The 25,634-nt window shown below is 69.5% G+C and carries 22 protein-coding genes; 16 read left to right on the top strand and 6 right to left on the bottom strand.

Annotation, left to right across the window (positions count from 1 at the left end; genetic code table 11):
* The first annotated feature begins 7 nt into the window (after window positions 1-7).
* The 3 genes from HPY32_RS13845 to HPY32_RS13835 all read left to right on the top strand — a co-directional run bounded on the left by HPY32_RS13845 (window position 8) and on the right by HPY32_RS13835 (window position 3,225).
* Window positions 8-175, top strand: coding sequence for a hypothetical protein (locus HPY32_RS13845; protein WP_156674102.1), 168 nt, complete (start codon window positions 8-10; stop codon window positions 173-175).
* Between the two features lie 54 nt (window positions 176-229).
* Window positions 230-2,398: a S9 family peptidase gene (locus HPY32_RS13840; RefSeq protein WP_067580869.1), complete on the top strand. Its 2,169-nt coding sequence runs from the start codon at window positions 230-232 to the stop codon at window positions 2,396-2,398.
* 125 nt (window positions 2,399-2,523) lie between these two features.
* A complete protein-coding gene (locus HPY32_RS13835) occupies window positions 2,524-3,225 on the top strand; it encodes a DUF2334 domain-containing protein (RefSeq protein WP_067580871.1) in 702 nt (233 codons plus the stop codon).
* 66 nt (window positions 3,226-3,291) lie between these two features.
* On the opposite strand, the gene HPY32_RS13830 is transcribed toward HPY32_RS13835, so the two are convergent.
* On the bottom strand, window positions 3,292-3,909 hold the full coding sequence (locus HPY32_RS13830) for a LysE/ArgO family amino acid transporter (RefSeq protein ID WP_067580873.1): 618 nt from the start codon (window positions 3,907-3,909) through the stop codon (window positions 3,292-3,294).
* A 72-nt stretch (window positions 3,910-3,981) separates the two neighbouring features.
* Between HPY32_RS13830 and HPY32_RS13825 the strand changes: the two genes are divergently transcribed.
* Window positions 3,982-4,890 (top strand): LysR family transcriptional regulator ArgP, encoded by a 909-nt coding sequence (locus tag HPY32_RS13825; RefSeq protein WP_067580874.1) that lies wholly within the window; start codon window positions 3,982-3,984, stop codon window positions 4,888-4,890.
* Between the two features lie 54 nt (window positions 4,891-4,944).
* Here HPY32_RS13825 and gad read toward each other — a convergent pair whose 3' ends face one another.
* Window positions 4,945-6,396, bottom strand: a complete 1,452-nt coding sequence (gene gad / locus HPY32_RS13820; RefSeq protein ID WP_082870802.1) for a glutamate decarboxylase — start codon at window positions 6,394-6,396, stop codon at window positions 4,945-4,947.
* Window positions 6,397-6,513: 117 nt separating this feature from the next.
* Between gad and HPY32_RS13815 the strand changes: the two genes are divergently transcribed.
* Window positions 6,514-7,884, top strand: coding sequence for a dipeptidase (locus tag HPY32_RS13815; protein WP_067580876.1), 1,371 nt, complete (start codon window positions 6,514-6,516; stop codon window positions 7,882-7,884).
* Window positions 7,885-8,003: 119 nt separating this feature from the next.
* Here the strand turns inward: HPY32_RS13815 and HPY32_RS13810 are convergent, their stop codons facing one another.
* Window positions 8,004-8,648 (bottom strand): MBL fold metallo-hydrolase, encoded by a 645-nt coding sequence (locus tag HPY32_RS13810; protein WP_067580878.1) that lies wholly within the window; start codon window positions 8,646-8,648, stop codon window positions 8,004-8,006.
* 95 nt (window positions 8,649-8,743) lie between these two features.
* On the opposite strand from HPY32_RS13810, the gene purS reads away from it, so the two are divergent.
* Window positions 8,744-8,980 (top strand): phosphoribosylformylglycinamidine synthase subunit PurS, encoded by a 237-nt coding sequence (gene purS / locus HPY32_RS13805; RefSeq protein ID WP_067580879.1) that lies wholly within the window; start codon window positions 8,744-8,746, stop codon window positions 8,978-8,980.
* Window positions 8,977-9,654 (top strand): phosphoribosylformylglycinamidine synthase subunit PurQ, encoded by a 678-nt coding sequence (purQ, locus tag HPY32_RS13800; RefSeq protein ID WP_067580881.1) that lies wholly within the window; start codon window positions 8,977-8,979, stop codon window positions 9,652-9,654. Before purS ends, purQ begins: the two co-directional genes overlap by 4 nt.
* A gap of 243 nt (window positions 9,655-9,897) precedes the next feature.
* Here the strand turns inward: purQ and HPY32_RS13795 are convergent, their stop codons facing one another.
* Window positions 9,898-10,968, bottom strand: a complete 1,071-nt coding sequence (locus HPY32_RS13795; RefSeq protein ID WP_067580883.1) for a substrate-binding domain-containing protein — start codon at window positions 10,966-10,968, stop codon at window positions 9,898-9,900.
* On the opposite strand from HPY32_RS13795, the gene HPY32_RS13790 reads away from it, so the two are divergent.
* Both HPY32_RS13790 and HPY32_RS13785 read left to right on the top strand, forming a co-directional pair.
* Window positions 10,865-11,449 (top strand): MarR family winged helix-turn-helix transcriptional regulator, encoded by a 585-nt coding sequence (locus HPY32_RS13790; RefSeq protein WP_309247524.1) that lies wholly within the window; start codon window positions 10,865-10,867, stop codon window positions 11,447-11,449. The genes HPY32_RS13795 and HPY32_RS13790 overlap by 104 nt on opposite strands.
* A gap of 280 nt (window positions 11,450-11,729) precedes the next feature.
* Window positions 11,730-13,043: a M18 family aminopeptidase gene (locus tag HPY32_RS13785; RefSeq protein WP_067580887.1), complete on the top strand. Its 1,314-nt coding sequence runs from the start codon at window positions 11,730-11,732 to the stop codon at window positions 13,041-13,043.
* Here HPY32_RS13785 and HPY32_RS13780 read toward each other — a convergent pair.
* Window positions 12,992-14,269, bottom strand: coding sequence for a glycosyltransferase 87 family protein (locus tag HPY32_RS13780; RefSeq protein WP_231951413.1), 1,278 nt, complete (start codon window positions 14,267-14,269; stop codon window positions 12,992-12,994). The two genes, HPY32_RS13785 and HPY32_RS13780, sit on opposite strands and share 52 nt — an antisense overlap.
* A 142-nt stretch (window positions 14,270-14,411) precedes the next feature.
* Here HPY32_RS13780 and purL point away from each other — a divergent pair, with 142 nt between their 5' ends.
* From purL to HPY32_RS13760, 4 genes are all read left to right on the top strand, one after another.
* Window positions 14,412-16,694, top strand: coding sequence for a phosphoribosylformylglycinamidine synthase subunit PurL (gene purL, locus HPY32_RS13775; RefSeq protein ID WP_067580889.1), 2,283 nt, complete (start codon window positions 14,412-14,414; stop codon window positions 16,692-16,694).
* A gap of 165 nt (window positions 16,695-16,859) precedes the next feature.
* A complete protein-coding gene (locus tag HPY32_RS13770) occupies window positions 16,860-18,617 on the top strand; it encodes an alpha/beta hydrolase (RefSeq protein ID WP_067580890.1) in 1,758 nt (585 codons plus the stop codon).
* Entirely contained in the window at window positions 18,614-19,258 is a 645-nt protein-coding gene (locus HPY32_RS13765; RefSeq protein WP_067580892.1) for a CPBP family intramembrane glutamic endopeptidase, read from the top strand. The genes HPY32_RS13770 and HPY32_RS13765 overlap by 4 nt, the downstream gene beginning before the upstream one ends.
* A 71-nt stretch (window positions 19,259-19,329) precedes the next feature.
* On the top strand, window positions 19,330-19,668 hold the full coding sequence (locus tag HPY32_RS13760) for a sterol carrier family protein (RefSeq protein ID WP_171982973.1): 339 nt from the start codon (window positions 19,330-19,332) through the stop codon (window positions 19,666-19,668).
* 9 nt (window positions 19,669-19,677) lie between these two features.
* Here HPY32_RS13760 and HPY32_RS13755 read toward each other — a convergent pair whose 3' ends face one another.
* Window positions 19,678-21,027 (bottom strand): YhgE/Pip domain-containing protein, encoded by a 1,350-nt coding sequence (locus HPY32_RS13755; RefSeq protein ID WP_269456475.1) that lies wholly within the window; start codon window positions 21,025-21,027, stop codon window positions 19,678-19,680.
* Between the two features lie 112 nt (window positions 21,028-21,139).
* Here HPY32_RS13755 and purF point away from each other — a divergent pair, with 112 nt between their 5' ends.
* From purF to HPY32_RS13740, 3 genes are all read left to right on the top strand, one after another.
* Window positions 21,140-22,744, top strand: coding sequence for an amidophosphoribosyltransferase (purF, locus tag HPY32_RS13750; protein ID WP_067580895.1), 1,605 nt, complete (start codon window positions 21,140-21,142; stop codon window positions 22,742-22,744).
* Window positions 22,745-22,972: 228 nt separating this feature from the next.
* Window positions 22,973-24,526 (top strand): ABC transporter substrate-binding protein, encoded by a 1,554-nt coding sequence (locus tag HPY32_RS13745; protein ID WP_082870803.1) that lies wholly within the window; start codon window positions 22,973-22,975, stop codon window positions 24,524-24,526.
* A gap of 86 nt (window positions 24,527-24,612) precedes the next feature.
* Complete coding sequence (locus tag HPY32_RS13740) at window positions 24,613-25,623, top strand: ABC transporter permease (RefSeq protein ID WP_216676208.1); 1,011 nt, start codon at window positions 24,613-24,615, stop codon at window positions 25,621-25,623.
* Window positions 25,624-25,634 lie beyond the last annotated feature (11 nt).

Raw genomic sequence — 25,634 nt, 5'->3', positions numbered from 1 at the left:
GCACCGCATGGCACCCGTCTTCGACAGTTGCGCGGTGGTGCCCCGGCACCTCACCGTCGAGCAGGCACACAACATCGTGCACATCCACCGAAGCTGCCCCACAGACCAGTGCCCGCGTCGCAAGGCCGCACTGTATTTCCTGATGGACTCCCGCCGAGCCGTCCGGGGTCGATGACCGGTCTCCGGGGTTCCCGGCGCTCCCCGGCATCGTCCGATTACGGTGGAGCGCATGGCTCTCGACACTGGTACCGGAACGATCCCGAACGTGGGCGACGCGGCGGCGGTGAAGCCGCCGGTCGCCAAGCAGGTACCGACCGACCGCGTCCATCACGGTGACACGGTCGTCGACCGGTACGAGTGGCTACGCGACAAGGAGGACCCCGAGGTCGTCGCCTACCTCGAGGCGGAGAACGCCTACACCGAGGCGCAGACCGCGCACCTGCAGCCGCTGCGCGACCGGATCTTCGACGAGATCAAGTCCCGCACCCAGGAGACCGACCTCTCGGTCCCGGCCCGGATGGGCGACTACTGGTACTACTCCCGCAGCTTCGAGGGCAAGCAGTACGGGGTGCACTGCCGCTGCCCGATCGACGACGCCGACGACTGGACCCCGCCGCGGCTCGAGGCCGACGCCGAGATTCCCGGCGAACAGATCCTGCTGGACAGCAACGCCCTCGCCGACGGGCACGACTTCTTCGCCCTCGGCGCCTTCTCGGTGAGCCACGACGGCACGCTGCTCGCCTACTCCGTGGACACCACCGGCGACGAGCGCTACGTGCTGCGGTTCAAGGATCTGCGCACCGGCGAGGCGCTGCCCGACGAGATCGCGGGCACCGCGCCCGGCGCCACCTGGTCGCTGGACGGCACCCACGTCTTCTATCAGACCGTCGACGAGTCCTGGCGGCCCGACACGGTGTGGCGGCACCGGCTCGGCACGCCGAAGGAGCAGGACGCCAAGGTCTTTCACGAACCCGACGAGCGCTACTGGGTGAGCATCGGCGCCACCCGCTCGGAGAAGTACCTGATGATCTGGGTGGGTTCGAAGATCACCAGCGAGGGCTGGGTGCTCGAATCCGACGACCCCGAGGGCGAATTCCGGGTGCTGCTGCCGCGGCGCGAGGGCGTCGAGTACTCCGCCGAGCACGCGGTGATCGGCGGCCGGGACCGATTCCTGCTGCTGCACAACGACATCGTCGACGGCGCGAAGGCGGAGAACTTCGTGCTGGCCGAGGCGCCGGTCGAGGATCCGGCCGCCATGACCATCCTGATCGGGCACCGCGACGACGTCCGGCTCGAGGACATCGACTGCTTCGCCGACCACCTGGTGCTGTCCTACCGGCGCGAGGCGCTGCCGCGAGTCGCGGTGTGGCCGTTGACCTCCGAGGGCTACGGCGAGCTGACCGAGCTCGACTTCGGCCTGGAGCTGTTCTCCGCGGGCGTCAGCTCCAATCCGGAGTGGGCGCAGCCGACGCTGCGGCTCGCGGTGACCTCGTTCATCACGCCGACGCAGGTCTTCGACTACGTGCCCGCGACCGGCGAGCTGCTGCTCCGCAAGGAGCAGGTGGTGCTGGGCGGATACGATCCGAAAGACTATGAGCAGCACCGCGATTGGGCGATCGCAGAGGACGGCACCCGGGTGCCGATCTCGATCGTGCGCCGCCGCGATCTGCCCGCGGGACCGAAACCGCTGCTGCTCTACGGCTACGGTTCCTACGAGGCCAGCATCGATCCGGGCTTCTCGGTGTCGCGGCTGTCGCTGCTGGACCGGGGCATGGTCTTCGCGGTGGCGCACGTGCGCGGCGGCGGCGAGATGGGCCGGCTGTGGTACGAGCACGGCAAGACGCTGACCAAGAAGAACACCTTCACCGACTTCGTCTCCTGCGCACGGCATCTCATCGAGACCGGGGCCACCGCGCCGGACCGCATGATCGCCGACGGCGGCAGCGCGGGCGGCCTGCTGGTGGGCGCGGCGGCCAACCTCGCGCCGGAGCTGTTCACCGGCATCCTGGCCAGCGTGCCGTTCGTGGACCCGCTCACCTCCATCCTCGACCCGTCGCTGCCGCTGACCGTCATCGAATGGGACGAGTGGGGAAACCCGTTGGCGGACAAGCAGGTCTACGACTACATGAAGTCCTACTCGCCGTACGAGAACGTCGCGGCCCAGGACTATCCGGCGATCCTGGCCATCACCAGCCTCAACGACACCCGCGTGCTGTACGTCGAACCGGCCAAGTGGGTGGCGCGGCTGCGGGCCACCAAGACCGGCGACTCCCCGCTGCTGCTGAAGACCGAGATGAGCGCGGGCCACGGCGGTGTCAGCGGCCGCTACGAGAGGTGGAAGGAAGTGGCGTTCGAGTACGCCTGGGTGCTGGGCACCCTCGGTCTCGCCGACGTATAGATCACCGCGGGCCGAGCCGGATTCGGTAGCTCGAATTCGTCGCGGCGTCACCCGATCAGCACGGGGTGGTCACCTGCCGCCCCCACAGTGGGTCTATGAGCAGCACCGACAGGGGGTTCGCGGACATGCGTGCACAGCTGATCGTCTCGGTGTCCGGGATTCGTGACACCACCCGCGAGGCGGCGTCGGCCTTCGCGGCGGAGATGGACCGGCGCGCGGTGCCGCTGTCGCTGTTGGTCGCGCCGCGGCTGAAGGGCAAGTACCGGCTCACCGACGACGACGCCACCCAGGAGTGGCTGCGGGCGCGCCGGGCGCAGGGCGACGCCGTCGTGCTGCACGGATACGACCAGGCCGCCACCAAGCGGCGGCGCGCCGAGTTCGCGGGCCTGCCCAAGCACGAGGCCCGGCTGCGCCTGATGGCGGCCGATCGGGTGATGGAGCGGGTGGGCCTGCGCACCCGGCTGTTCGCCGCGCCGCGCTGGAACACCTCCGAGGGCGCGCTGGCCGCGCTGCCCGACGTCGGCTTCCGCCTGGCCCTGACCCTCACCGCGGTGCACGACCTGGAACGCGATGTCGCACAGCGGGCCTGGGTGCACGGCATCGGCGAGGGCTTCCGCGCCGAGCCCTGGTGGTGCCACGCCCTGGTGATGAGCGCCGCCCGCACGGCCCGCCGCGGCGGCATGCTCCGCCTGGCCATCTCGGCCGCCCAACTGTCCCGCTCCGCCCCCCACCAGGCCCTCCTCGACGCCGTAGACCTGGCCCTGTTCCACAACGCAATCCCCGACGTCTACCGCTGGGAGCCCTTCCCCGCCGCCCACGCAGCTTGACCACCAACACGAATCCCCCTCCTGCCCAACCTTTCCCACTGATTCCGGCATGCTTTTGGCCGGAATCTACCGGACGACCAGCGTGACGCTCAGCGTCAGCATCACCACCGCGATAACGGAATCCAGTACGCGCCAAGCTGTTCGGCGGGCGAAGAGTGGGCCGAGCAGGCGGGCCCCGTAGCCGAGGGCGGTGAACCAGCCGATGCTGGCGAGCATGGCGCCCACCGCGAGGAACCAGCGCTGCGGTCCCGCATAGGTATTCGCGAACGAGCCCAGCAGCACCACCGTGTCCAGGTAGACGTGCGGGTTGAGCCAGGTCAGTGCGAGGGCGGTGAGTACCGTCGCGCCGAGCGCCACGGAGGCGTCGGCCGCCTCGGTGAGCGCGCCGGGGGCCAAGGCGCGGCGCGCGGCCAGCACCGCGTAGCCGAACAGGAACGCCGCCCCGCCGTAGCGCGCGATCTCCACCACGACGGGCGCCGCGGTGAGCACGGCCCCGAATCCGCCGACGCCCGCGGCGATGAGCACCACATCCGAGACCGCGCACACCGCGACCACCGCCAGGATGTGCTCGCGGCGGATGCCCTGGCGTAACACGAAGGCGTTCTGCGCGCCGATCGCCACGATCAGCGACAGGCCGAAACCGAGACCGGACAGGGCCGCCAGCGCGGCCGATGACGCATTCACCCGTCCGACGCTAAGGCGATGCGCGCCATCAGACCAGCTAAAGATTCTCCAGCATCATTACAATTTCTTGATATGGATCTCCAGCTCGACCAGCTGCGCGCCCTCGACGCCGCCGTCGCCGAGGGCACCCTGGAGGCCGCCGCCCGGCGACTGCGGGTCACGCCGTCGGCGGTCAGCCAGCGCATCAAGGCGCTTGAGGGCGCGGTCGGGCGCATCCTGCTGCTGCGCTCGAAACCGGTGCGGCCCACCGAATCCGGGCTCGCCGTGCTGCGCCTGGCCCGGCAGATCGAACTGCTGACCGGCGACACCAGCCGCGAATTGGGCGCCACCACATCGGGATGCGATGCGTCGACGGCGAGTCCCGGTCGCCCGGTGCGGATTCCGATCGCGGTCAATGCCGACTCGCTGGAGACCTGGGTGATGCCCGCGCTGAGCCGGGCGCCCGCGGGCGTGTGCTTCGAGATCCACCGCGAGGACGAGGAGCACACCACCGCCCTGCTGCGCGACGGCACGGTGATGGCGGCGATCACCGCCACCGCGCAGCCGGTGCAGGGCTGCCGCGTGCGGCGACTCGGCAACATGCGCTACCGGCCGATGGCGACGCCGCGCTTCGCCCGCACCTGGTTTCCGGACGGTCCCACCGCCCGCGCCCTCGCCGCCGCGCCGGTGGTGATGTTCGACCGCAAGGACGACCTGCAGGACCGCATGATGCGCCGCCGCGCCCGCCGCGTGCTCGACCCGCCGCGCCACTACATCCCGTCCTCGACCGGTTTCCTCGACGCGGTCCGCCTCGGCCTCGGCTGGGGGATGCTCCCCGACCTCCAGACCACCGCCGCCGAGTCCGCGGGCGAGGTGATCGCCCTCGACCCCCGCCTGTTCATCGACGTCCCCCTCTACTGGCAGCAGTGGCGACTGGATTCCCCCACCCTCGGCGCGGTCGCCACCACCATCGCCGCGGCCGCCGCCACCTCACTCCGCTGATTCCGCCACCTCACTCCGCTGATTCCGGCACGTTACTCCGCCGATTCCGGCACGTTACTCCGCTGATTCCGGCACGCTTTTGGCCGGAATCTCGGCGTCGCGCTCCCGAATCCGCTCGGCAATGGTGTCGTTCGATACCGCGGGCGTGGCGCTGTGGGTGAAGCCGCCGACCTCGGCGCGGGTCAGGGGGACCGAAACCGGGTGGTGCCGAAGCTGTTTCAGGCTGCGTTCGAAATCGGCGAGCAGCAGGTCGGCCATGTCGTGGGTGAAGCCGCGCCGGACCACCGCGCGCATGATCGACTCGTCCTGCCGGTCCGCGGGCAGCGGGTAGGCGGCGATCAGCCAGCCCCGGGTGCGCAGCCGATCCGACAGGTCGTACAGGCTGAAGCCCTGCTCGCCGACCATCCGCCACGACACCGCGGTAATGCCCCGCAGCGGATCGCCGTCGTGGATGAGCTCGAACGGCCCCAGCTGGGTCAACCCCTGGGCCAGGTGCTGGGCGACCCGGTAGATCGCGGACTGCAACCGGGTGTAGCCCACCCGCCCGAGCCGGATGAACTCGAAGTACTGCGTGATCGCCTGCCCGCCCGGCCGGGAGAAGTTGAGATTGAACGTCGCCATGCTGCCGCCCAGATAGTCGACATCGAAGATCAACTCCGGGGGCAGGTCGGCCGCCTCGCGCCAGACCGCCCAGCCGGAGCCGAGCGGCGCGAGCCCGGTCTTGTGCCCGGAGGCATTGATCGACTTCACCCGCGGCAGCCGGAAGTCCCAGATCAGCGCGGGCGCGGTGAACGGGGCCAGCAGGCCCCCGCTGGCCGCGTCGATGTGCAGGGGGATGTCCAGCCCGGTGCGGCGCTGCAGATCGTCGAGCGCGGCGCTGATCCCGGCCACGTCCTCGAACAGCCCGGTGAAGGTCTGCCCGAGCGTGGCCACCACCATGATCGTGTTCGAATCGCAGTGCGCCGCAATGTCGTCCGGATGCAGATCGTAGCGATCGGGGCGCAGCGGCACCTGCCGGATCTCCACGTCGAAGTAGCGCGCGAACTTCTCCCAGCACACCTGCACCGGACCGCACACGAAATTCGGCGTCCCGGTGCCGCCGCGCTTGCGCCAGCGGAACTTGGCCGCCAGCCCGCCCAGCATGGCCGCCTCGCTGGACCCGATCGTGGAGGTGCCGAGGGTGGCCGCGGGATCGGGGGCGTGCCACAGGTCGGCGATCATCCGCACGCAGCGCTGCTCCAGCTCGGCGGTCTGCGGATACTCGTCCTTGTCGACAATGTTCTTGTCCAGGCTCTCCAGCATCAGCCGGCGCGACTGGTCGTCGACCCAGGTGGTGCAGAAGGTAGCCAGATTCATCCGCGATACCCCGTCGAGCAGCAGTTCGTCGTGGACGATCTGGTAGGCCGCCTGCGGGACCATCTCGTCCTCGGGAAAGCCGTACTTGGGTGCGCCCAGCTCGAGCGCGGGCATCGCGAACAGGTCGTCGGATTCCGGAGTGGCCGACATGGGAGAGTCCTCTCGGCAGTGGGTGCGCGGATCGTCCGGTCGTTCCCCATAATGCCTGCTTCGGTGTGGCAAAGTGGTCGTTCGGACGGTGCCCGCTCCGACGAAGAATGGTTCGACATGACCGATGATTCCCGTACCGCCGCGCTCCGTGACCGTGTCCGCGCGCTCATGCCGCAGGCGAAAGCCGATCTGACGGAATTGGTTTCGTACAAATCCGTGTACGACGCGCGGCAGTTCCCGATCGAGGAGTGCGAGAAGGCCGCGCGGTGGGTGCTCGACGCGTTCACAGCGGTGGGCCTCACCGACGCCGGACTGCACGAAACGCCGGACGGCAGCAAGGCGGTCGTGGCCCGCTACCCGGCCCCCGCCGGTGCGCCCACGGTCCTGCTGTACTGCCACTACGACGTGCAGCCGCCGCTGGACGCCGCGGCCTGGCACAGCCCGGTGTGGCAGCTCACCGAGCGGGACGGCCGCTGGTACGGCCGCGGCGCCGCGGACTGCAAGGGCAATGTCGTCATGCACCTGACCGCCCTGCGCGCGCTGCGGGAGACGCTGGGCGGCAACGGTTTTCCGGTGGGCATCACGCTGGTCGCGGAGGGTTCGGAGGAGCAGGGCACCGGCGGGCTGGAGCAGTTCGTGCCCGCCAATGCCGACCTGCTGCGCGCCGACGCGCTGGTGATCGGCGACTGCGGCAATGCCGCCGTCGGCGTCCCCACCTTCACCCAGACGCTGCGCGGCATCGTCAACGTGATCGTCACCGTCGAAACCCTGACCGGCCCCGTGCATTCCGGCATGTACGGCGGTCCGGCGCCCGATGCGGTGGCGGCGCTGATCCACGTGCTGTCGACGCTGCGCGACGAGCACGGCAACACCACCGTGGACGGGTTGTCCAACGACCGCACCTGGCCGGGCGCGCCCTATCCGGCCGACCAGTTCCGCAGCGACGCGGACGTGCTCGACGGCGTGGGCCTGCTCGGGGACGGTTCGGTCGCCGATATGGCCTGGGCGCGTGCGGCATTGACGGTGCTGGGCATGGACGTGCCGTCGGTGGTCGGTTCCTCGGCCGCCATCCAGCCGCGTGCCCGGGCCCGGCTCAACCTGCGCATCCCGCCGGGTGTCGACCCGGAGCAGGCCTTGAAGGCGCTCACCGCGCACCTGGAGTCGCACACCCCCTGGCACGCCCGGGTGACCGTCGAGACCGAGGGCACCGGCGCGCCCTTCCGCTCCGGCACCGGCGGCCCGGCCCGCACGGCGATGGAGGCCGCCTTCGTCGCCGCCTACGGCCGCGAGGCCACCACCGCCGGCCAGGGCGGCTCCATCCCGCTGTGCAACGTCTTCGCCGACACCTACCCGAACGCGGAGATCATGCTCATCGGCGTCGAGGAACCCAAGTGCCTGATCCACGCCCCCAACGAGAGCGTGGACCCCAGCGAAATCGAGAACATGGCCCTGGCCGAGGCCCTGTTCCTGGCGACGTACTCCCGGTAGGCCCCCCGTGGTCCCGGTGCCGGTCATCCTTTGTGGTCCCGGTGCCGGTCGTCCTTTGTGGTCTCGGTGCCGGTCATCCTTTGTGGTCCCGGCGCGTTTTTGGCCGGGACCACAAAGGATCACAACTCGGTATGGTCCTCCGGCTCGATCACCGTGAATTCCGTATCCACCGGCCGCATCTCGTTCAGCCTGCCGAAATAGATGCCCTGGGCCTGGTCGGCGATGATGCCGTAGTGGATGGGGACGGCGACCCGGGGCGAGACCGCGCGCAGGTAGTCGACCGACTCGCTGATCTTCATCCAGGGAGCCACCGCCGGCACGGCGAGCACGCCCACCCGCACCGGCGGCACCCACAGCGAGTCGCCGGGGTGGACGAACTCCGCCGGATCGTCGGCGGTGCCCAGCTGGAACACGGTGTTGTCGATGACCGGCAGCTCCGGGTGGATCACCGCGTGCCGCCCGCCGCCACCGGTGATCCGGACCTCGCCGACGCTCAGCACGGCACCGGCATGCACGGGTTCCCAAGCGCCGCCGCGCAATTGCGCGGTCTGCGGATCGCTGAGCAGCCGGGCGCCCGGATTCGCCTCGATCAACGCGTCGATCCGCAGGGGATCGATGTGATCGGGATGCTGGTGCGTCACCGCGATCGCGTCGAGTCCGGTGATGCCCTCGAAACCGTGGGAGAAATTGCCCGGGTCGAACAGGATCTTCGCGCCGTGCAACTCCACGAGAACGCAGGAATGGCCGAAGTGGGCTATGCGCATGCGTTCACCCTAGTTCGGCCCGCCCCGGCGCGCGGTCCGGCCGCGCCGACAACTACGCTGGCCTGGTAATCCCCCACCAGCGTGAGGAGCAACGCGTGGCACGAGTCGTGGTCGAGGTGATGCCGAAGGCCGAGATCCTGGATCCGCAGGGTCAGGCCATCGTCGGCGCGCTCGGGCGCCTGGGCTTCCCGGGCGTCTCGGATGTGCGGCAGGGCAAGCGATTCGAACTCGACGTGGACGACAGTGTCGACGACGCGGAGCTCGAGAAGATCGCCGAGGCGCTGCTGGCCAACACCGTCATCGAGGACTGGAAAGTGGTGCGGCAGGCATGACCGCGCGCATCGGAGTCATCACCTTCCCCGGCACCCTCGACGATGTCGACGCCGCCCGGGCGGTGCGGCTGGCCGGTGGCGAGGCGGTGAGCCTGTGGCACGCCGACGCCGACCTGAAGAGTGTGGACGCCGTGGTCGTGCCCGGCGGCTTCTCCTACGGCGACTACCTGCGCGCCGGGGCCATCGCCCGCTTCGCCCCGGTGATGGGCAAGGTCGTCGAGGCGGCCGGGCGGGGCATGCCGATCCTGGGCATCTGCAACGGTTTTCAGGTGCTGTGCGAGGCCGGGCTGCTGCCCGGCGCGCTGACCCGCAACGAGGGCCTGCACTTCGTCTGCCGCGACCAGTGGCTGACCGTCGAGCAGACCGAGACCGCGTGGACCTCCCGCTACGAGCGCGGCGCCCAGATCCTCATCCCGATCAAGAACGCCGAGGGCCGCTACCAGGCGTCGGAGTCGGTGCTCGACGAACTGGAGGGCGAGGGCCGCGTGGTCTTCCGCTACGCCGGTGAGAACCCGAACGGATCGCAGCGCGCCATCGCGGGCATCGCCTCGCCGAACGGCCGCGTCGTCGGCCTCATGCCCCACCCCGAGCACGCCACCGAGCCCCTCACGGGCCCCAGCGACGACGGCCTGGGCCTGTTCCTCTCGGTGCTCGACACCCTGGTCTCGACGTAGGTTCCTGCCAAAAGCGCGCAGGAACCACATGATTCGGCAGGCAACGCCTTCCTGATCCCAGCGTGCCGCCTTCCTGGTTCTGGCGTGCTGACCTTCCTGGTTCTGGCGTGCTGACTCCCTGGTTCTGGCGTGCTGACCTTCCTGGTTCTGGCGTGCTGACCTTCCTGGTTCTGGCGTGCTGACCTTCCTGGTTCTGGCGTGCTGACCTTCCTGGTTCCGGCGTGCTTTTGGCCGGAACCCCCGTCAGCGCAGGTTGTCCAGTATCCGCAGATCGACCCCGTCCGCGCGGGCGATGTCGGCCGCCGAGTCGATCGCGTGGTTGCCGCGGAAGATGCGTCCGCCGGACGGCGTCTCCAGCAGGAGGCCGTCCGCGAGGGCGGCCTGCATGGACGGCACCTCCAGTGAGCCCACCGACTCGGCCAGCGAGCGCAGCGTGTACATGGCCTCGTAGCTGGTGTTGCCGAAGTAGGTCAGCTGCGGGGCGAAGCTGCCGTGCAGGCGGTGGTAGCGGGCCAGCCGGTCGGGGTCGTTGGTCGGATTGTCGGGGAAGAAACTCGACACCACGTAGAGGTTCTCGTTGGCCGCCGGTCCGGCCGCCAGCAGCACCGTCTCGTCGATGGCGGGGCTCACCCGGACCTGCCGCTCGGATCGGCCGGTGAGGGCGAACTGCTGATTGAAGCGCACCGCGTCGGTGCCGACCAGCAGCAGCACCACGCCGTCGGCGCGATCCAGCCGCGGATCGGACAGGAAGTCGGTGAAGTCGTGCGTGCCCAGCGGCACGTACTGCTCCAGCGTGATGGCGCCCGGATGGGCGGCTCGGACCGCCCGGGCCGTCGCCAGCGGCCAGATGTAGTCGTTGCCGATGATCGCCCACCGCTCGGCGCCGTACTGGCGCTCCAGCCAGTTCATGGCGGGCAGGATGTGCCCGGCGGGATTCTCACCGATCATGAGCATGCCGGGGGGCTCGTTGGGCAGGTCCTCGTGCGTGGTGGCGAACAGGTACGGGACCCGGCCGTCGGCCGCCCGCGCCACCGCCCGCCGCACCGCGGAGATGTGCCAGCCGGTGATGGCGTGCACCATGCCGGTGGCCAGCAGGGCCGACACCTCGTCGGCGACCTCGTGCGGCGCGCGCCCACCGTCGAGGGTGGTCACCCGCACTTCCCGGCCGAGAATTCCCGCGTCCGCGTTGATCTCCTCCACCGCCAGCGCGATGGCCGCCTCGCACGAAGGGGCAACAATTCCGGCCGATCCCTGTAACGGAACGATGTTCAAAACCTCGATCACATCGTCCGGGCACTCGTGGAACGGGAACATTCGGTACCCTTCTTCTCGTCCGAGCGAAAATGATGGGCGGGAAAATATGTCGACCATTGTAAGCGGATTTTCCACGCTGCATGGTGCCTTGCGGGCGGCGGAGCGCAGTTGGCTCCGTCACCTGGATGATGCCCTGTGTGCGAGACAACTGTCGGCCGACCAATGGGCCATGTTGTCGAATTTGTCCGACCGGAACGGCGTGACGATGAGCGAGCTGGCCGCTCGCTCGCAGCTGCCGCCCTCGTCGGCGACCCGGCATGCGGACGCGCTCGCAGAGCGCGGCCTCATCTTCCGGATCGCGGCCGAGGACGATCGTCGCCGCATTCTGATCGGGCTTACCAAGCGTGGGGTCGAGCTGATGGAGTCGGTGCGCGCCGAAGAGCTGCGTGCCGAGACCGAATTGCGCAAACGCATGGGTGCGCGCAACTACACCGAACTGCTGCGACTGCTCGAAGCGGTCGCCGAGGTTCCGGCGGACTGACCGAGTCCGCACGAGGCCGTACGGTCGCGCCGGATCGGGCGTGGCCGCCATGATCGGCGTCGCCCACCCGCAGCTCCGCCGTCGTCGTGCTCGGACCTGCCGATCGACCACGCTCGAAACGAGTGAGGTAACCGGTAATTCGGACATATCGGGCCGAATATTACTGCACCGCCGACACTTTCGGTGGCGCATTCGGCGGATCGCGCTGCCCGTAACGGATTTCGGGGACCGATGACCCGGGGCGGGCGGGGCAAGATCGCGGCCGTCTAGTATCGCCGATATGCCCGTCTCCACCGCGACGGCGTCCGGGCTGTGTGCCTTCGTCGACGCCTCTCCGTCCCCCTTCCATGTCTGCCGCACCGTGGCCGCCGAACTGGCGGCCCACGGATTCACCGAGCTCCCCGAGTCCCGGCCCTGGGCCGGTGGCGACGAGGGGGCCGCGGCCGGGCGGCACTTCGTGGTGCGGGGCGGCTCGCTGGTCGCGTGGGCCGGGACCGAGAAGACCGCCGCCGATGCCGCGACGGCCTTCCGCGTCGTCGGCGCCCACACCGACAGCCCGAACCTGCGCGTCAAGCAGCACCCGGATCTGGCCACCGCCGGTTGGCAGCTGGTCCGGCTCGAGCCCTACGGCGGCGCCTGGCTGAACTCCTGGCTGGACCGCGAGCTCGGCATCTCCGGCCGGATCACCGTGCGCGACGGAAACTCCGTGCGGGAGAAGCTGATTCGCATCGACGATCCGCTGCTGCGGGTGCCGCAGCTGGCGATCCACCTGTCCGAGGAGAAGAACGGCGTCCTGCTCGATCGGCAGCGGCACGTGAACGCGATCTGGGGCGTGGGCGGCGAGCCGCGCTCGTTCCTGGCCTACCTCGCCGAGCACATCGAGGTCGCGCCCGAGGCCGTGCTCGGCTGGGAGCTGATGACCCACGACCTGACCCCGAGCCGCCTGGTCGGCCGCGACCAGGACCTGGTGAGCGCGCCCCGGCTGGACAATCAGGGCTCCTGCTACGCCGGTCTGCAGGCGTTCCTGGCCGCCACCGAGGACCCGGGCGCGGCCACGCCGGTGCTGGCCATGTTCGATCACGAGGAGGTCGGCAGCCAGTCCGAGCGCGGCGCCGGGTCCGATCTGCTGCCCGCCGTGCTGGAGCGCATCGTGCTCGCGCGCGGCGGCGGGCGTTCGGAATACCTTGCCGCCCTGGCCGGTTCGATCTGCGCCTCCGCCGACATGGCGCATGCCACCCATCCCAACTACCCGGATCGGCACGAGCCCGCGCACTGGATCGAGATCAACCGCGGCCCGGTGCTGAAGGTCAACCAGAACCTGCGCTACGCCACCGACGCGGTCGGCGCGGGCGCGTTCGCGCTGGCCTGCGCGCGCACCGGGGTGCCGCTGCAGCGCTACATCCACCGCGCGGACCTGCCCTGCGGCAGCACCATCGGCCCGGTCACCGCCGCCCGCACCGGCATGACGACCGTCGACGTGGGCGCGGGCACGCTGGCCATGCATTCGGCCCGCGAGCTGATGGGCGCGGCCGACGTGGAGTACTACGCCGCCGCGCTGGCGGCCTTCCTGGCCCCGAGCGAGACCGGCCGGTAGCGCAGCGCCCCGACCGCGAGCACCGCGAAGGTGACGAGCACATAGCTGCTGCCGACCAGCTGTTGCCACAGCGACCAGCGCAGCTCGCGGTCGTCGCTGTGCGGCAGCAGCCACTGCGGGCCGATCAGGAACATGACCGTGATCGCCGCGGTGGCCGCCAGCAACAGCGGACTTCGCCGACCGCGCGCGATGACATCCCCGACGACCAGCAGCGCCGGGGCCACCCACACCCAGTGGTGCGACCAGGAGACCGGCGAGATCAGCAGCACCACCGCGGCATTGACCAGCAGCGCCGCGACCGGTGCGCCGGCGTCGAACAGCCGCCGCATCCACAGCGCGGCCAGCGCGACGGCCAGCAGCGACAGCGCGATCCAGAGCAGCGTCGCCGTGGAGTCGGCCAGCCCGAGGCGGAAGGCGAAGCCCTTGATCGACTGATTGCCCGCGAACGACGGCGGCCCGATCCGCCCGGTATCGAGCAGGGTGTGCAGCCAGTATTCGATCGAATCGTGCGGGAAGAGCACGAAACCCACGCCGATCGCGCCGAGCGCGGACGCCACCAGCGTCCCCGCCGCGCGCCAGTCCCGGCGCAGCACGAAGTACAGCAGGTATCCGGCCGGAATCAGCTTGATCGACACCGCGATACCGATGAGCATTCCGCGCGGCCAGGCGGGCCGCCGCACCAGGGTGTCCAGCATGATCAGCGCCATCAGCACCAGATTGATCTGCCCGAAGTTGTAGGTCTGGCGGACCGGTTCGCTCAGGCCGAACAGCGCCACCGCGCCGATCAGCAGCGCCATCCGGGTGTTGCGGTCCAGGTCCGGGCGCAACCGGTCGAGCACCAGCCACAGCGCGACCACCAGGCACGCCATCGACCCGGCCAGCACCAGCAGCTCGGCCACGGCCAGCGGCATCAGCGCCAGCGGCGCGAAGAACAGCGCGGCCAGCGGGGGATAGGTGAACGGCAGCCCGATGCCGAACACCTCCGGCATCGGGCCGTACAGGTCGCCGCCGTCGAGCCAGACCCGGGCGCCGTTGCGATACACCTGCAGGTCGATATAGCCGTGCCAGAGCTTGGTGGCGTAGGACACGGCGGCGGACAGCACGAACAGGGCGATCGCCACGGTCACCAGCCGTAGCTGTCGATTCGCTATAGGCATGGTGGACGGCCCGGCGGAGGGGGTCGCGGGGAGTTCGTCCGGATCCGCGACCCTGGATCGATCTTTCACCGGCCCAGCGTATCCGGTGATCAGGAGCTGCCCGGTAGGCGGCGGTGCGGCACGCATTACACTTTTCGCGTATCTCGCCGCCCCCAGTACCCGGGCTTCGTAGCTGTGCGCATGCCCGGTCGAAAGGACCCTGGTACTCACCGTGACCGTCCACGTCGATACCGTCATCGCCGCCGCCGCCTCCCCGGATACCCCCCAGCCCTATAAGGAGCTCGGTCTCAAGGACGACGAGTACGCGCGCATCAAGGAGATCCTGGGCCGCCGCCCCACCGACGCCGAGTTGGCCATGTACTCGGTGATGTGGAGCGAGCACTGCTCCTACAAGTCCTCCAAGGTGCACCTGCGCTACTTCGGCCAGACCACCACCGACGAGATGCGCGAGTCCATGCTCGCCGGTATCGGCGAGAACGCGGGCGTGGTCGACATCGGCGACGGCTGGGCGGTCACCTTCAAGGTGGAAAGCCACAACCACCCGTCCTACGTGGAGCCGTACCAGGGCGCCGCGACCGGCGTCGGCGGCATCGTCCGCGACATCATGGCCATGGGCGCGCGGCCGATCGCGGTCATGGATCAGCTGCGCTTCGGCGCCGCCGACCATCCCGACACCCGGCGCGTGGTCGACGGCGTGGTCCGTGGCGTCGGCGGCTACGGCAATTCGCTGGGCCTGCCGAACGTCGGCGGCGAGACCGTCTTCGACCCGTCCTATCAGGGCAATCCACTGGTCAACGCGCTGTGCGCGGGCGTGATGCGGGTCGAGGATCTGCACCTGGCCTTCGCCTCGGGCACCGGTAACAAGATCGTCCTGTTCGGCGCGCGCACCGGCCTCGACGGCATCGGCGGCGTGTCGGTGCTGGCCTCGGACACCTTCTCCGGCGACGAGTCCGGCGCGGGCCGCAAGAAGCTGCCCAGCGTGCAGGTGGGCGACCCGTTCACCGAGAAGGTGCTCATCGAGTGCTGCCTGGAGCTGTACTCGGCCGGGCTCGTGGTCGGCATCCAGGACCTGGGCGGGGCCGGATTGTCCTGTGCCACCTCGGAACTGGCCGCGGCCGGGGACGGCGGCATGCACATCGAGCTGGACCGGGTGCCGCTGCGCGCCAAGCACATGACCCCCGCCGAGGTGCTGTCCAGCGAGTCGCAGGAGCGCATGTGCGCGGTGGTGACGCCGGACAACGTGGACGCCTTCATGGCCGTATGCAAGAAGTGGGATGTGCTGGCCACCGTGATCGGCGAGGTCACCGACGGTGACCGGCTGATCATCACCTGGCGCGGCGATACCGTCGTGGACGTGCCGCCGCGCACCGTCGCGCATCAGGGCCCGGTGTACGAGCGCCCGGTGCGGCGCCCCGACGACCAGGACGCGCTGATCGCCGACACCCCGGACCGGCTCGCCCGCCCGAAGACCGGCGACGAGCTGCGCGCCACGCTGCTGAAGATGATCGCCAGCCCGCAGCTGTGCAGCCGCCGCTGGATCACCGAGCAGTACGACCGCTACGTGCGCGGCAACACCGTGCTCGCCGAGCACGCCGACGCCGGTGTGGTCCGCATCGACGAGGAGTCCGGCCGCGGCATCGCGCTGGCCACCGACGCCTCCGGCCGCTACACCCGGCTCGATCCCTACACCGGCGCGCAGCTGGCGCTGGCCGAGGCGTACCGCAACGTGGCCAGCACCGGCGCCACCCCGAAGGCCGTCACCAACTGCCTGAACTTCGGGTCGCCGGAGGATCCGGGCGTGATGTGGCAGTTCCAGCAGGCCGTGCGCGGTCTGGCGGACGGCTGTGTGGCGCTGGGCATTCCGGTCACCGGCGGCAATGTCAGCTTCTACAACCAGACCGGGCAGACCGCCATCCTGCCGACCCCGGTGGTCGGCGTGCTCGGCGTCATCGACGATGTGCACCGGCGCATCCCGACCGGGCTGGGCACCGAGCCGGGCGAGACGCTCATCCTGCTGGGCGACACCCGCGACGAATTCGGCGGCTCCATCTGGGCGCAGGTCTGCCACGACCACCTCGGCGGCGTGCCGCCGCGGGTCGATCTGGCCCGCGAGCAGCTGCTGGCGGAGGTGCTGACCGCCGGGTCGCGGGACGGAATGATCAGCGCCGCACACGATCTCAGCGAGGGCGGGCTGATCCAGACGGTCGTCGAGGCCGCGCTGGCGGGCGAAACCGGTTGCCGCATCCTGCTTCCCGAGGACGCCGACCCGTTCGTGACGCTGTTCTCCGAATCCGCGGGCCGCGTGCTGGTGGCGGTGCCGCGCTCGGAGGAGACCCGGTTCACCAGGATGTGCACCGCCCGGCAGCTGCCGTGGGTGCGCATCGGCGTGGTCGACCAGGGCTCGGATTCGGTGGAGGTGCAGGGACAGTTCTCGGTGCCGCTGGACGAGCTGCGCACCGCCCATGAAGGCACGCTGCCCGCATTGTTCGGCTGATCCCTGGTGATATTCCGGCGTGCTTTTGGCCGGAATCTTCGTGAGGTCCCGGCCAAAAGCGCGCCGGGACCATGGTGGGGTTTTCGTATTCCCTGCCGACCGGTTGTTGTTTCTCACGCGTGGCGCGACCCTCGGCCGGGGGAGTCGGCCCGCCATACTTGACGGATGCTCGATACCGCCGAGGCCATGACCACGCTGCGTGCGCGCGGTGAGGTCGCGGCCCGGCGGGGCGGGGCGATGCTGCGCCGCCTCGAGGCCGATGTCGTCGGGCTGAACTATGTCGGCCTGGTGGTGGCCACCGTGTTCTTCGCCTGGTCGGTGACGCCGTCGCTGCTGCCGCGCGACTGGCTGTTCCAGGGCCTGATCAGCGGTGTGAACGCCGCGCTCGGCTACGGCGTGGGCTGCGTGCTGGAGTGGGTCTTCCGCCGGTGGGTCCGGCCGCGGATTCCGGTGCGCTCGCCGTCGCTGCGGGTGCGGTACGCGGTGAAGCTGGTCGTGCTGGCGGTGTGCGTGCTGGCCGCGCTGTGGATGCTGGCGCTGTCGGCGGATTGGCAGCGGCAGATCTTCACGCTCATGGATATGGAGGGCACCACCCGCGCCGCGTATCTGCGCACCGGCGCGCTCAGCCTGACGGTGGGCGTGATCGTGGTGGCGGCCTACCGCACGGTGCGCGAGATCGTGCGGTTCTTCGCGCGGCTGCTGAGCCGGTGGGTGCGGGTGCCGCCCAAGGTCGCGCCGACGGCCGGGGCGATCCTGCTGGTGTTCGTGGTGGTCACGCTGTTCAACGGCGTTCTGACGCAGGCTTTTTTCGCCGTCGCCAACCAGGCGTTCAGCGTGCGCAACGACAAGATGACGCCGTACGCGGTGCAGCCGTCGAAGCCGGAGAAGTCCGGGAGCCCGGACTCGCTGGCGAAGTGGGACACCCTGGGTTCGGAGGGACGCTGGTTCGTCTCGCACGGTCCGGACGCCTTCCGCATCGGCGCGGTCACGGGACAGCCCGCGCGCGAACCGATTCGGGCCTACGTCGGCCTGGACTCCGCGAAAGACGGTCAAACCCAGGAGGATCTGGCCGTCGCCGAGCTGGAGCGCACGCACGCCTTCGACCGTAAGGTGCTGGTGATCGTCACCACCACCGGCACCGGCTGGGTGAACAATATGTCGGCGGGCGCCATCGAGTACCTGTACCACGGCGATACCGCGATCCTGGCCTCGCAGTACTCGTATCTGCCCAGCGTGCTGTCGTTCCTGGCGGACCGGCAGAAGGTCGCCGCGGCCGGGAAGAAGATGTTCGACGCGGTGTACGCGGCGTGGTCGGCGCGCCCGCCGCAGCAGCGGCCCAAGCTGCTGGTGTACGGCGAGAGCCTGGGTTCGCAGGGGTCGGAGTCGGCCTTCGACGGCCTGGCCGACCTGCGCGCCCGGGTGGACGGCGCGCTGTGGGTGGGGCCGCCGAACTCCAATCGCCTGTGGCGGCAGTTCGTTTCGCGGCGCGATCCGGGCACCAGCGAGGTGGAACCGATCTACGCCGACGGCCTGACGGTCCGATTCGCCTCGCAGGCATCGGATCTGAGCAAGCCGTCGCCGGACTGGCGGCGCCCGCGCATCGCCTATCTGCAGCACGCCTCCGACCCCATCGTGTGGTGGTCGCCGGATCTGATCTTCTCCCAACCGGATTGGCTGTCGGAGCCGCGCGGCTCGGACGTGTCGACCCAGATGCGCTGGTGGCCGTTCGTCACCTTCTGGCAGGTGGCCGCCGATCTGACCAATGCCCAGGGCGTCAGCGACGGGCACGGGCACAATTACGGCACCCTGGTGCTGGACGCCTGGGTCGCGGTGCTGCCGCCGCCGGACTGGACGCCGGAGGAGAACGAGAAGATCCGCGCCGAGATCGAGGCGTCCGAGGTCTTCGAGCGCGCGGTCAAATGAGAGGTCGCGATACCGCGGCCGAAGTCGTTGTCGCGACGGCCCTCCCACTGCTGTGGAGCAACCTGCTGCTGCCCCGCCTGCGACTCGGGATGCGCGGCCGCACCGCCGCCACCGCCGCCTTCGCCACGGCCTACGGCCTGGCCTTCCGCGCCCGCCCGCACTGGCACTCCCCCCGCGGCCTGCGCACCGGCCTCCGCGCGGCCGCCACGATCACCGCCGGTTACGCCGCGGCCCTGGCATGTCCGCCCCTGCGCGCGAAACTGGCGGAATTCGCGGCCCGCCCCGCCGAGGTCACCCCCGCCGAATGGGTAACCCTGCACATCCCCCTCGGCACCGTCTACAGCGAGGAACTGATCTTCCGGGCCACCCTCGACCCCCTCCTCGCCCGCACCACCGGCCGCTACGCAAACGTCCTCGCCCCCTTGGCCTTCGGCCTCTGGCACATCACCCCCGCCCGCGCCGCCGGAGACAACCCCGCCCTCGCGGTAGCCACCACCACCCTCGGCGGCGCAATCCTGACCCACCTCCGCCACCACGCCGCCGACAGCACCACCGCCCCGGCCCTCCTACACCTGGCCCTGAACGTCGGCGGCGTGATCGCGCCTCGAATCGCCCGCATACCCAACCGGCGCAACCACTGATCCCGCATCGGTAATCTCGGCTCGTGGCGCGACGGACGAGGCTTGATCCCGCGGCGGTGCGGGCGGCGGTGATGGTGGTGGGGGAGTGGTTGCGGGGCGAGGGGGGTTCGGTGCCTGCGCGGGGGGAGGTGGCGGCGGCGGTGCGGGGGACGGCGCGGACGTTGGAGGCGGTGGCGCCGGGGTCGTCGGTGGAGGTTCGGGTGCCGCCCTTTGTGGCGGTGCAGTGTATCGAGGGGCCGCGGCATACGCGGGGGACGCCGCCGAATGTGGTGGAGACCGATGCGCGGACCTGGTTGTTGCTGGCGACCGGGCTGTTGAGCTTCGAGGAGGCGGTGGCGTCGGGGGCGTTGAGCGTGTCCGGGATTCGGGCGGGCGAGCTCGCCCACTGGCTGCCACTGGTGCCGCTGTGAGCGCCCGCCCTAGTCGGCCGGGCGCTCCGCGGTCAATGCCTCCCGCCGAACGGGCTTGCGCTCCAAGCCCTTCCGGTCGTAGTACCGGGTGACCACCAGCCCCAGCACCAGCCCGATGCCCAGCCCGAGTGCGGTCATCCAGAAGCCGCGGCTCAGCCCGGCCGCGCCATTGCCGTCGAAGTAGAGGATCGAGCGGATGGCCAGGAACACCTGGTGCATCGGCTCGAACTTCGCCAGCCAGCCGAAGTACTTCGGCGTCGCCTCGATCGGCACCGTGCCGCCCGAGGACGGCAGGCCCAGGATGACGAACAGGATCAGGTTCACCAGCAGCCCGGCCGACCCGATCGCCGCCAGCATGGAGATGCCGGTGATCCCGACCGCCGAGATCGCGAACGCGCCATACAGGAACAGCGACAACGGTTTATCGATCGGCATGCCCAGCGCCTTGCCGACGCCCAGGAACACCGCCGACACCGTGAGCGAGGCCGCCACCATCACCCCCCACTTGATCAGCAGGGTGCGGAACCGGGAGATCGACGCGGTCGGATAGTGCACGAACCACGGCCCGTACTCGGTGGGAATGAAGCCGAGCGCGGAGTCGATGAGCGTGTGAATGATCATCGCGCCCACCACGCCGATCAGCAGGAGCAGCAGCGCATAGAAGAAGGCCGTCAAACCCTCCCCGGAATTGCCCGGCAGCGGACGGTATTGCTCGACCACGATCCGCAGCGGCTGTGCCAGCGCCAACCGGGTCGCCCCGGACAGCTCGGGGGCGGGACCCGCGCCCGGCGGCGGGGCGAGCTGGGCCCGCACCTGCTCGGTGAGCTGCTTGCCCACCTGATCGTTCACCTGGTTCAGCGCGCGATCACCGAAGCGTTGCGTCACCGATGCCGCGAACGCGCCCAGCCGCGGATTGGTCTGCAGCGTGATGATCGGCCGCTGGATATCGCCCGGCACCACGCTGCCCACACCGAGAATGCCCAGCCGCTTGCTGAAGTCGCTCGGAATGATGATGGTCCCGTAGACCTGCCCGTTCTGCATCTGCAGCTGGGCCTCGTTGACGCCGAGGGTGCGCAGGTCGATCTGGTCGGCGGGCACCGCCCGCCGCAGTCCGTCGGCGACCTCGGCGCCGAAGTCGACCTGCTTCTGCTGCCCCGCCGCGCCCACCGTGTCCCCGACATCCTGGTTGACCAGGGCGATCGGGAAGTTGTGCAGATTCCTCTCCGGATCGATGACGTAATCCAGATACATCAATCCCAGCAGCGCGGCCAGCAGCGTGACGACCACGACGGGGAACACTCGCCGGAACGGGGTCAGCCGCCGGATCGGACTCGTCTGGTCACGCTCGGTAGTCGCCACGGTCGCACCGTAGCAGCAAACGTCCTGCCACCCCGGGGATCCCGGCGTGGGTTTCGCGCGGATGACCCGTAGAATGATCGTTGCCCCCAGCCCGCCGAACAGGGAGCAAACGGTGACCAACGCCGATCTGTCGGTCGACAGCCCCGAGCCGCTATCCACCTCCGCCGTGGAACCGCCGCGCCCCGCCCCCGACGAACCCGAGAACGAGCCCCGCGAGGAGTGCGGCGTCTTCGGTGTCTGGGCCCCGGGCGAGGATGTGGCCAAACTCACCTACTACGGGCTGTACGCCCTGCAGCACCGCGGTCAGGAGGCGGCCGGAATCGCCGTCGCCGACGGCGCGCAGGTGCTGGTGTTCAAGGATCTCGGCCTGGTCAGCCAGGTGTTCGACGAGCAGACGCTGGCGGCCATGCCCGGCTACGTCGCGGTCGGCCACTGCCGCTACTCCACCACCGGCGCCGTCACCTGGGAGAACGCCCAGCCCATCTTCCGCACCACCGCGGTCGGCAGCGGACTGGCCCTGGGCCACAACGGCAATCTGGTCAACACCGCCGAATTGGCCGCGCGCGCACGCGAAGCCGGGGTGATCGGCAACCGCCTGCCCGGCACGTCGGGCACCTCCGACTCCGATGTGATGACCGCGCTGCTGGCGCACGCCGCCGCGGACAAGAGCATCGAGCAGGCCGCCATGGAACTGCTGCCCACCCTGCGCGGCGCGTTCTGCCTGACCTTCATGGACGAGCACACTCTCTACGCCGCGCGCGACCCGCACGGGGTGCGCCCGCTGTGCCTGGGTCGGCTCGACCGCGGCTGGGTGGTCGCGAGCGAAACCGCCGCACTCGACATCGTGGGCGCCGCCTTCGTGCGCGAGATCGAGCCGGGCGAACTGCTGGCGATCGACGCCGACGGGGTGCGCTCGCTGCGCTTCGCCAACCCGGAGCCCAAGGGCTGCGTCTTCGAATACGTCTATCTGGCCCGCCCCGACAGCACCATCGCCGGGCGCTCGGTGCACGCCACCCGCGTGGAGATCGGCCGCCGCCTGGCCGCCGAGCACCCGGTCGAGGCCGACCTGGTCATCCCCGTCCCGGAGTCGGGCACCCCGGCCGCGGTCGGGTACGCCCAGGGTTCGGGCGTGCCCTACGGCCAGGGCCTGATGAAGAACGCCTACGTCGGCCGCACCTTCATCCAGCCCAGCCAGACCATCCGCCAGCTCGGCATCCGGCTCAAGCTCAACCCGCTGCGCGAGGTGATCCGCGGCAAGCGGCTCATCGTCGTGGACGATTCCATCGTGCGCGGCAACACCCAGCGCGCGCTCATCCGCATGCTGCGCGAGGCCGGCGCGCTGGAGATCCACGTGCGCATCGCCTCGCCGCCGGTCAAGTGGCCCTGCTTCTACGGCATCGACTTCGCCTCGCGCGCGGAGCTGATCGCGAACGGGGCCGCGCCGGACGGCACCGAGGGATCGCTGGACGACATGGTCGAGAACGTCCGCCGTTCCATCGGCGCCGACACCCTGGGCTACATCTCGATCGAGGGCATGATCGCGGCCACCGAGCAGCCCCGAACGCGGCTGTGCTGCGCCTGTTTCGACGGCTCCTACCCGATTGCGCTCCCGCCCGAGGCCGCCATCGGCAAGAATCTGCTCGAGGGCTTCCTCGGCAAGTCGGAGTCGGAGTTGTTGGGCGACAACGCGAATGCGAGCGCGCTCAGCCGCCCCTGAACGCAGAAGTTTTTCTGCCGCAACACAATCTGATTGTTGCGAAACGCAACATATCCGCAACGCCGCGCCGGTACTGTCCCCGCCATACGAAGTTCATCGCGGCGCATCCGATCTGTGACCCAGAGCGGACGCGCCGCGTTGCGAGAAGTTGGGAAAGTCATGCGGTTATCGGCGACACAGGCGTCGACGGCCCGGCCGGGCCGGGTCAGAGGTATTGCGGCGGTGGGAATGGCGGGGCTCGCCCTGCTCACCGTGGCCGGATGTGGTTCGGGGCGTACCGGCGGCGGAGGCGACAACGGCCTGGTCGTCGGCACCACCGACAAGATCTTCACGCTCGATCCGGCCGCCGCCTACGATCAGGGCTCCTACGTGCCCGCGACGCAGATCTATCAGCATCTGCTGAACTTCGCGCCCGGCGAGACCACCCCCAAGCCGGACGCCGCGGAGAAATGCGACTTCACCACACCGGTCGTGTACACCTGCAAGCTGCGCCCGAACCTGAAGTTCGCCAACGGCGACGCCCTGACCTCCGCCAGCGTCAAGTACTCCTTCGATCGAATGATGAAGATCAACGATCCGAACGGTCCGGCCTCGCTGCTCGGCAACCTCGACCACACCGACGCGACCGACAACCTCACCGTGGCGTTCACCCTGAAGAACGCCAGCGACCAGACCTTCCCCGCGGTCCTGGCCACCGAGGCCGGGCCGATCATCGACGAGAAGGTCTTCCCGGCCGACAAGATCATGGACGACGACGCCATCGTCAAGGCCAAGCCGTTCTCCGGCCCCTACGTCATCACCAGCTACGACAAGAACAAGCTCGTCCAGTACTCGGCCAACGCCGATTACGTCGGCATCCTCGCCAAACCGAAGACCAGCATGGTCTCGATGAAGTACTACGCGTCCAGCGACAACCTCAAGCTCGACATCCAGAACGGCAACATCGACGTCGCCTACCGCAGCCTGAGCCCGACCGACCTGGACTCGCTGCGCAAGGACGACAAGGTCGCGGTGCACGAGGGCCCCGGCGGTGAGCTGCGGTACATCGTGTTCAACATGAACACCATGCCCGGCAACACCCCCGAGCAGAAACTGGCCGTCCGCAAGGCCATCTCCTCCTCCGTCGACCGCGACGCGCTGTCCCGCGAGGTCTACAAGGGCATGTACTCGCCCGCGTATTCGCCGGTGCCGCAGGGCTATCCGGGTGCGATCGAGCCGTTCAAGGACATCTACGGCGCCAAGCCGAACAAGGAGCAGGCGGCCAAGTTCCTGTCCGACGCCGGAGTGGCGGCCCCGGTCGACCTGAACCTGCAGTACAACCCCGACCACTACGGCTCCTCCAGCTCCGAGGAGTACGCGGCGATCAAGAGCCAGCTCGAGGCCACCGGCCTGTTCCGGGTCAACCTGCAGTCCACCGAATGGGTGAGCTACAACAAGGAGCGGGCGCGCGACACCTACCCGCTGTATCAGCTCGGCTGGTTCCCGGACTATCCGGATGCGGACGACTATCTGACCCCGTTCTTCGGCCCGAACAACTTCCTGCAGAACCACTTCGAGGAGCCGGACATCACCGCGCAGCTGACGGCCGAGGTCACCCAGCCGGACAAGGACAAGCGGCTCGCGATCATCCAGCAGATCCAGCGGGACATGGCGCAGAAGTACATCTCCCAGCTGCCGCTGCTGTCCGGTAAGCAGATCGCGGTGGCGGGCAAGGACGTTCAGGGCCTGGACGCCACGCTCGACCCGTCCACCAAGTTCCGCTTCAACGTGCTGAGCAAGTGACGGCGACGACGACCGAGCAGGAGCCGGCCGCCCCGGCTCCGCCCGCTCGAAAGACGCCGCGCCGCAGCGGTTCCCGCTACGGGACCCTGCTGCGCTACCTGGGTGTGCGGCTGCTGCTGATCATCCCGACGGCCTGGATCCTGGTAACCGTCGTGTTCTTCCTGATGCGGGTCGTGGGCGACCCGATCACGGCCGCGCTGGGCGGGCGGCTCCCACCGGATCAGATCGCGGCCCGCAAGGCGGCGGCCGGATTCGACCGGCCGATCCTGACCCAGTACTGGGACTACATCTCCGGGCTGGCGCGCGGGGATTTCGGCCGCTCCCAGGACAATCGGGCCATCGGCGACATCATCACCAGCTACGGCGCGGCCACGCTGGAGCTGGTGGTGTGGTCGCTGATCGTCGCCTTCCTCGTCGGCGTGCCGCTGGGCCGCTACGCCGCCAAGCGCCGGGACCGGGCCTCCGACGTGGGGCTGCGGCTGTTCGCGATCCTGGTGTACGCGGCCCCGGTGTTCTTCGTCGGCATGCTGCTCAAGCTGATCTTCGCGGTGAAGCTGGGCTGGCTGCCGGTGGCCGGGCGGGCCAGCACCAATGTGGAACTGGCGCTGCAGCACGTCTCGCCGAAGACCAACATCCTGTTCATCGACGCGATCCTCTACGGCGACAACGGATATCTGCTCGACGTGATCAAACACGCCATCCTGCCGTCGATCGCGCTCGGCCTGCTGACCGCGGGGGTGTTCCTGCGGCTGGTCCGGATCAACCTGATCCAGACGCTGCGCAGCGATTTCGTCGACGCCGCGCGGGCGCGCGGGCTGTCGGATCGGGTGGTGACGCGGCGACATGCGTTCCGCAACGCCATGATTCCGATCGTCACGGTGATGGGCATGCAGATCGCCATGATGCTCGGCGGCGCGGTGCTGACCGAGACCACCTTCGAGTGGAAGGGGCTGGGCTATCAGCTCGCGGTGTATCTGCAGGCTCGGGATTTCGTTGCGGTGCAAGGGATCGTCGCCTTCCTGGCGCTGGTGGTGGCGGTGACGAGCTTCCTGGTGGACCTGGTCGTGGCGCTCATCGACCCGAGGGTGAGGTTCTAGATGGCGACACC

Source organism: Nocardia terpenica, assembly GCF_013186535.1.
Lineage (GTDB): Bacteria > Actinomycetota > Actinomycetes > Mycobacteriales > Mycobacteriaceae > Nocardia > Nocardia terpenica.
Note: the sequence above shows the minus strand (reverse complement) of the source record. Positions and strands in the feature narration are given on the sequence as shown.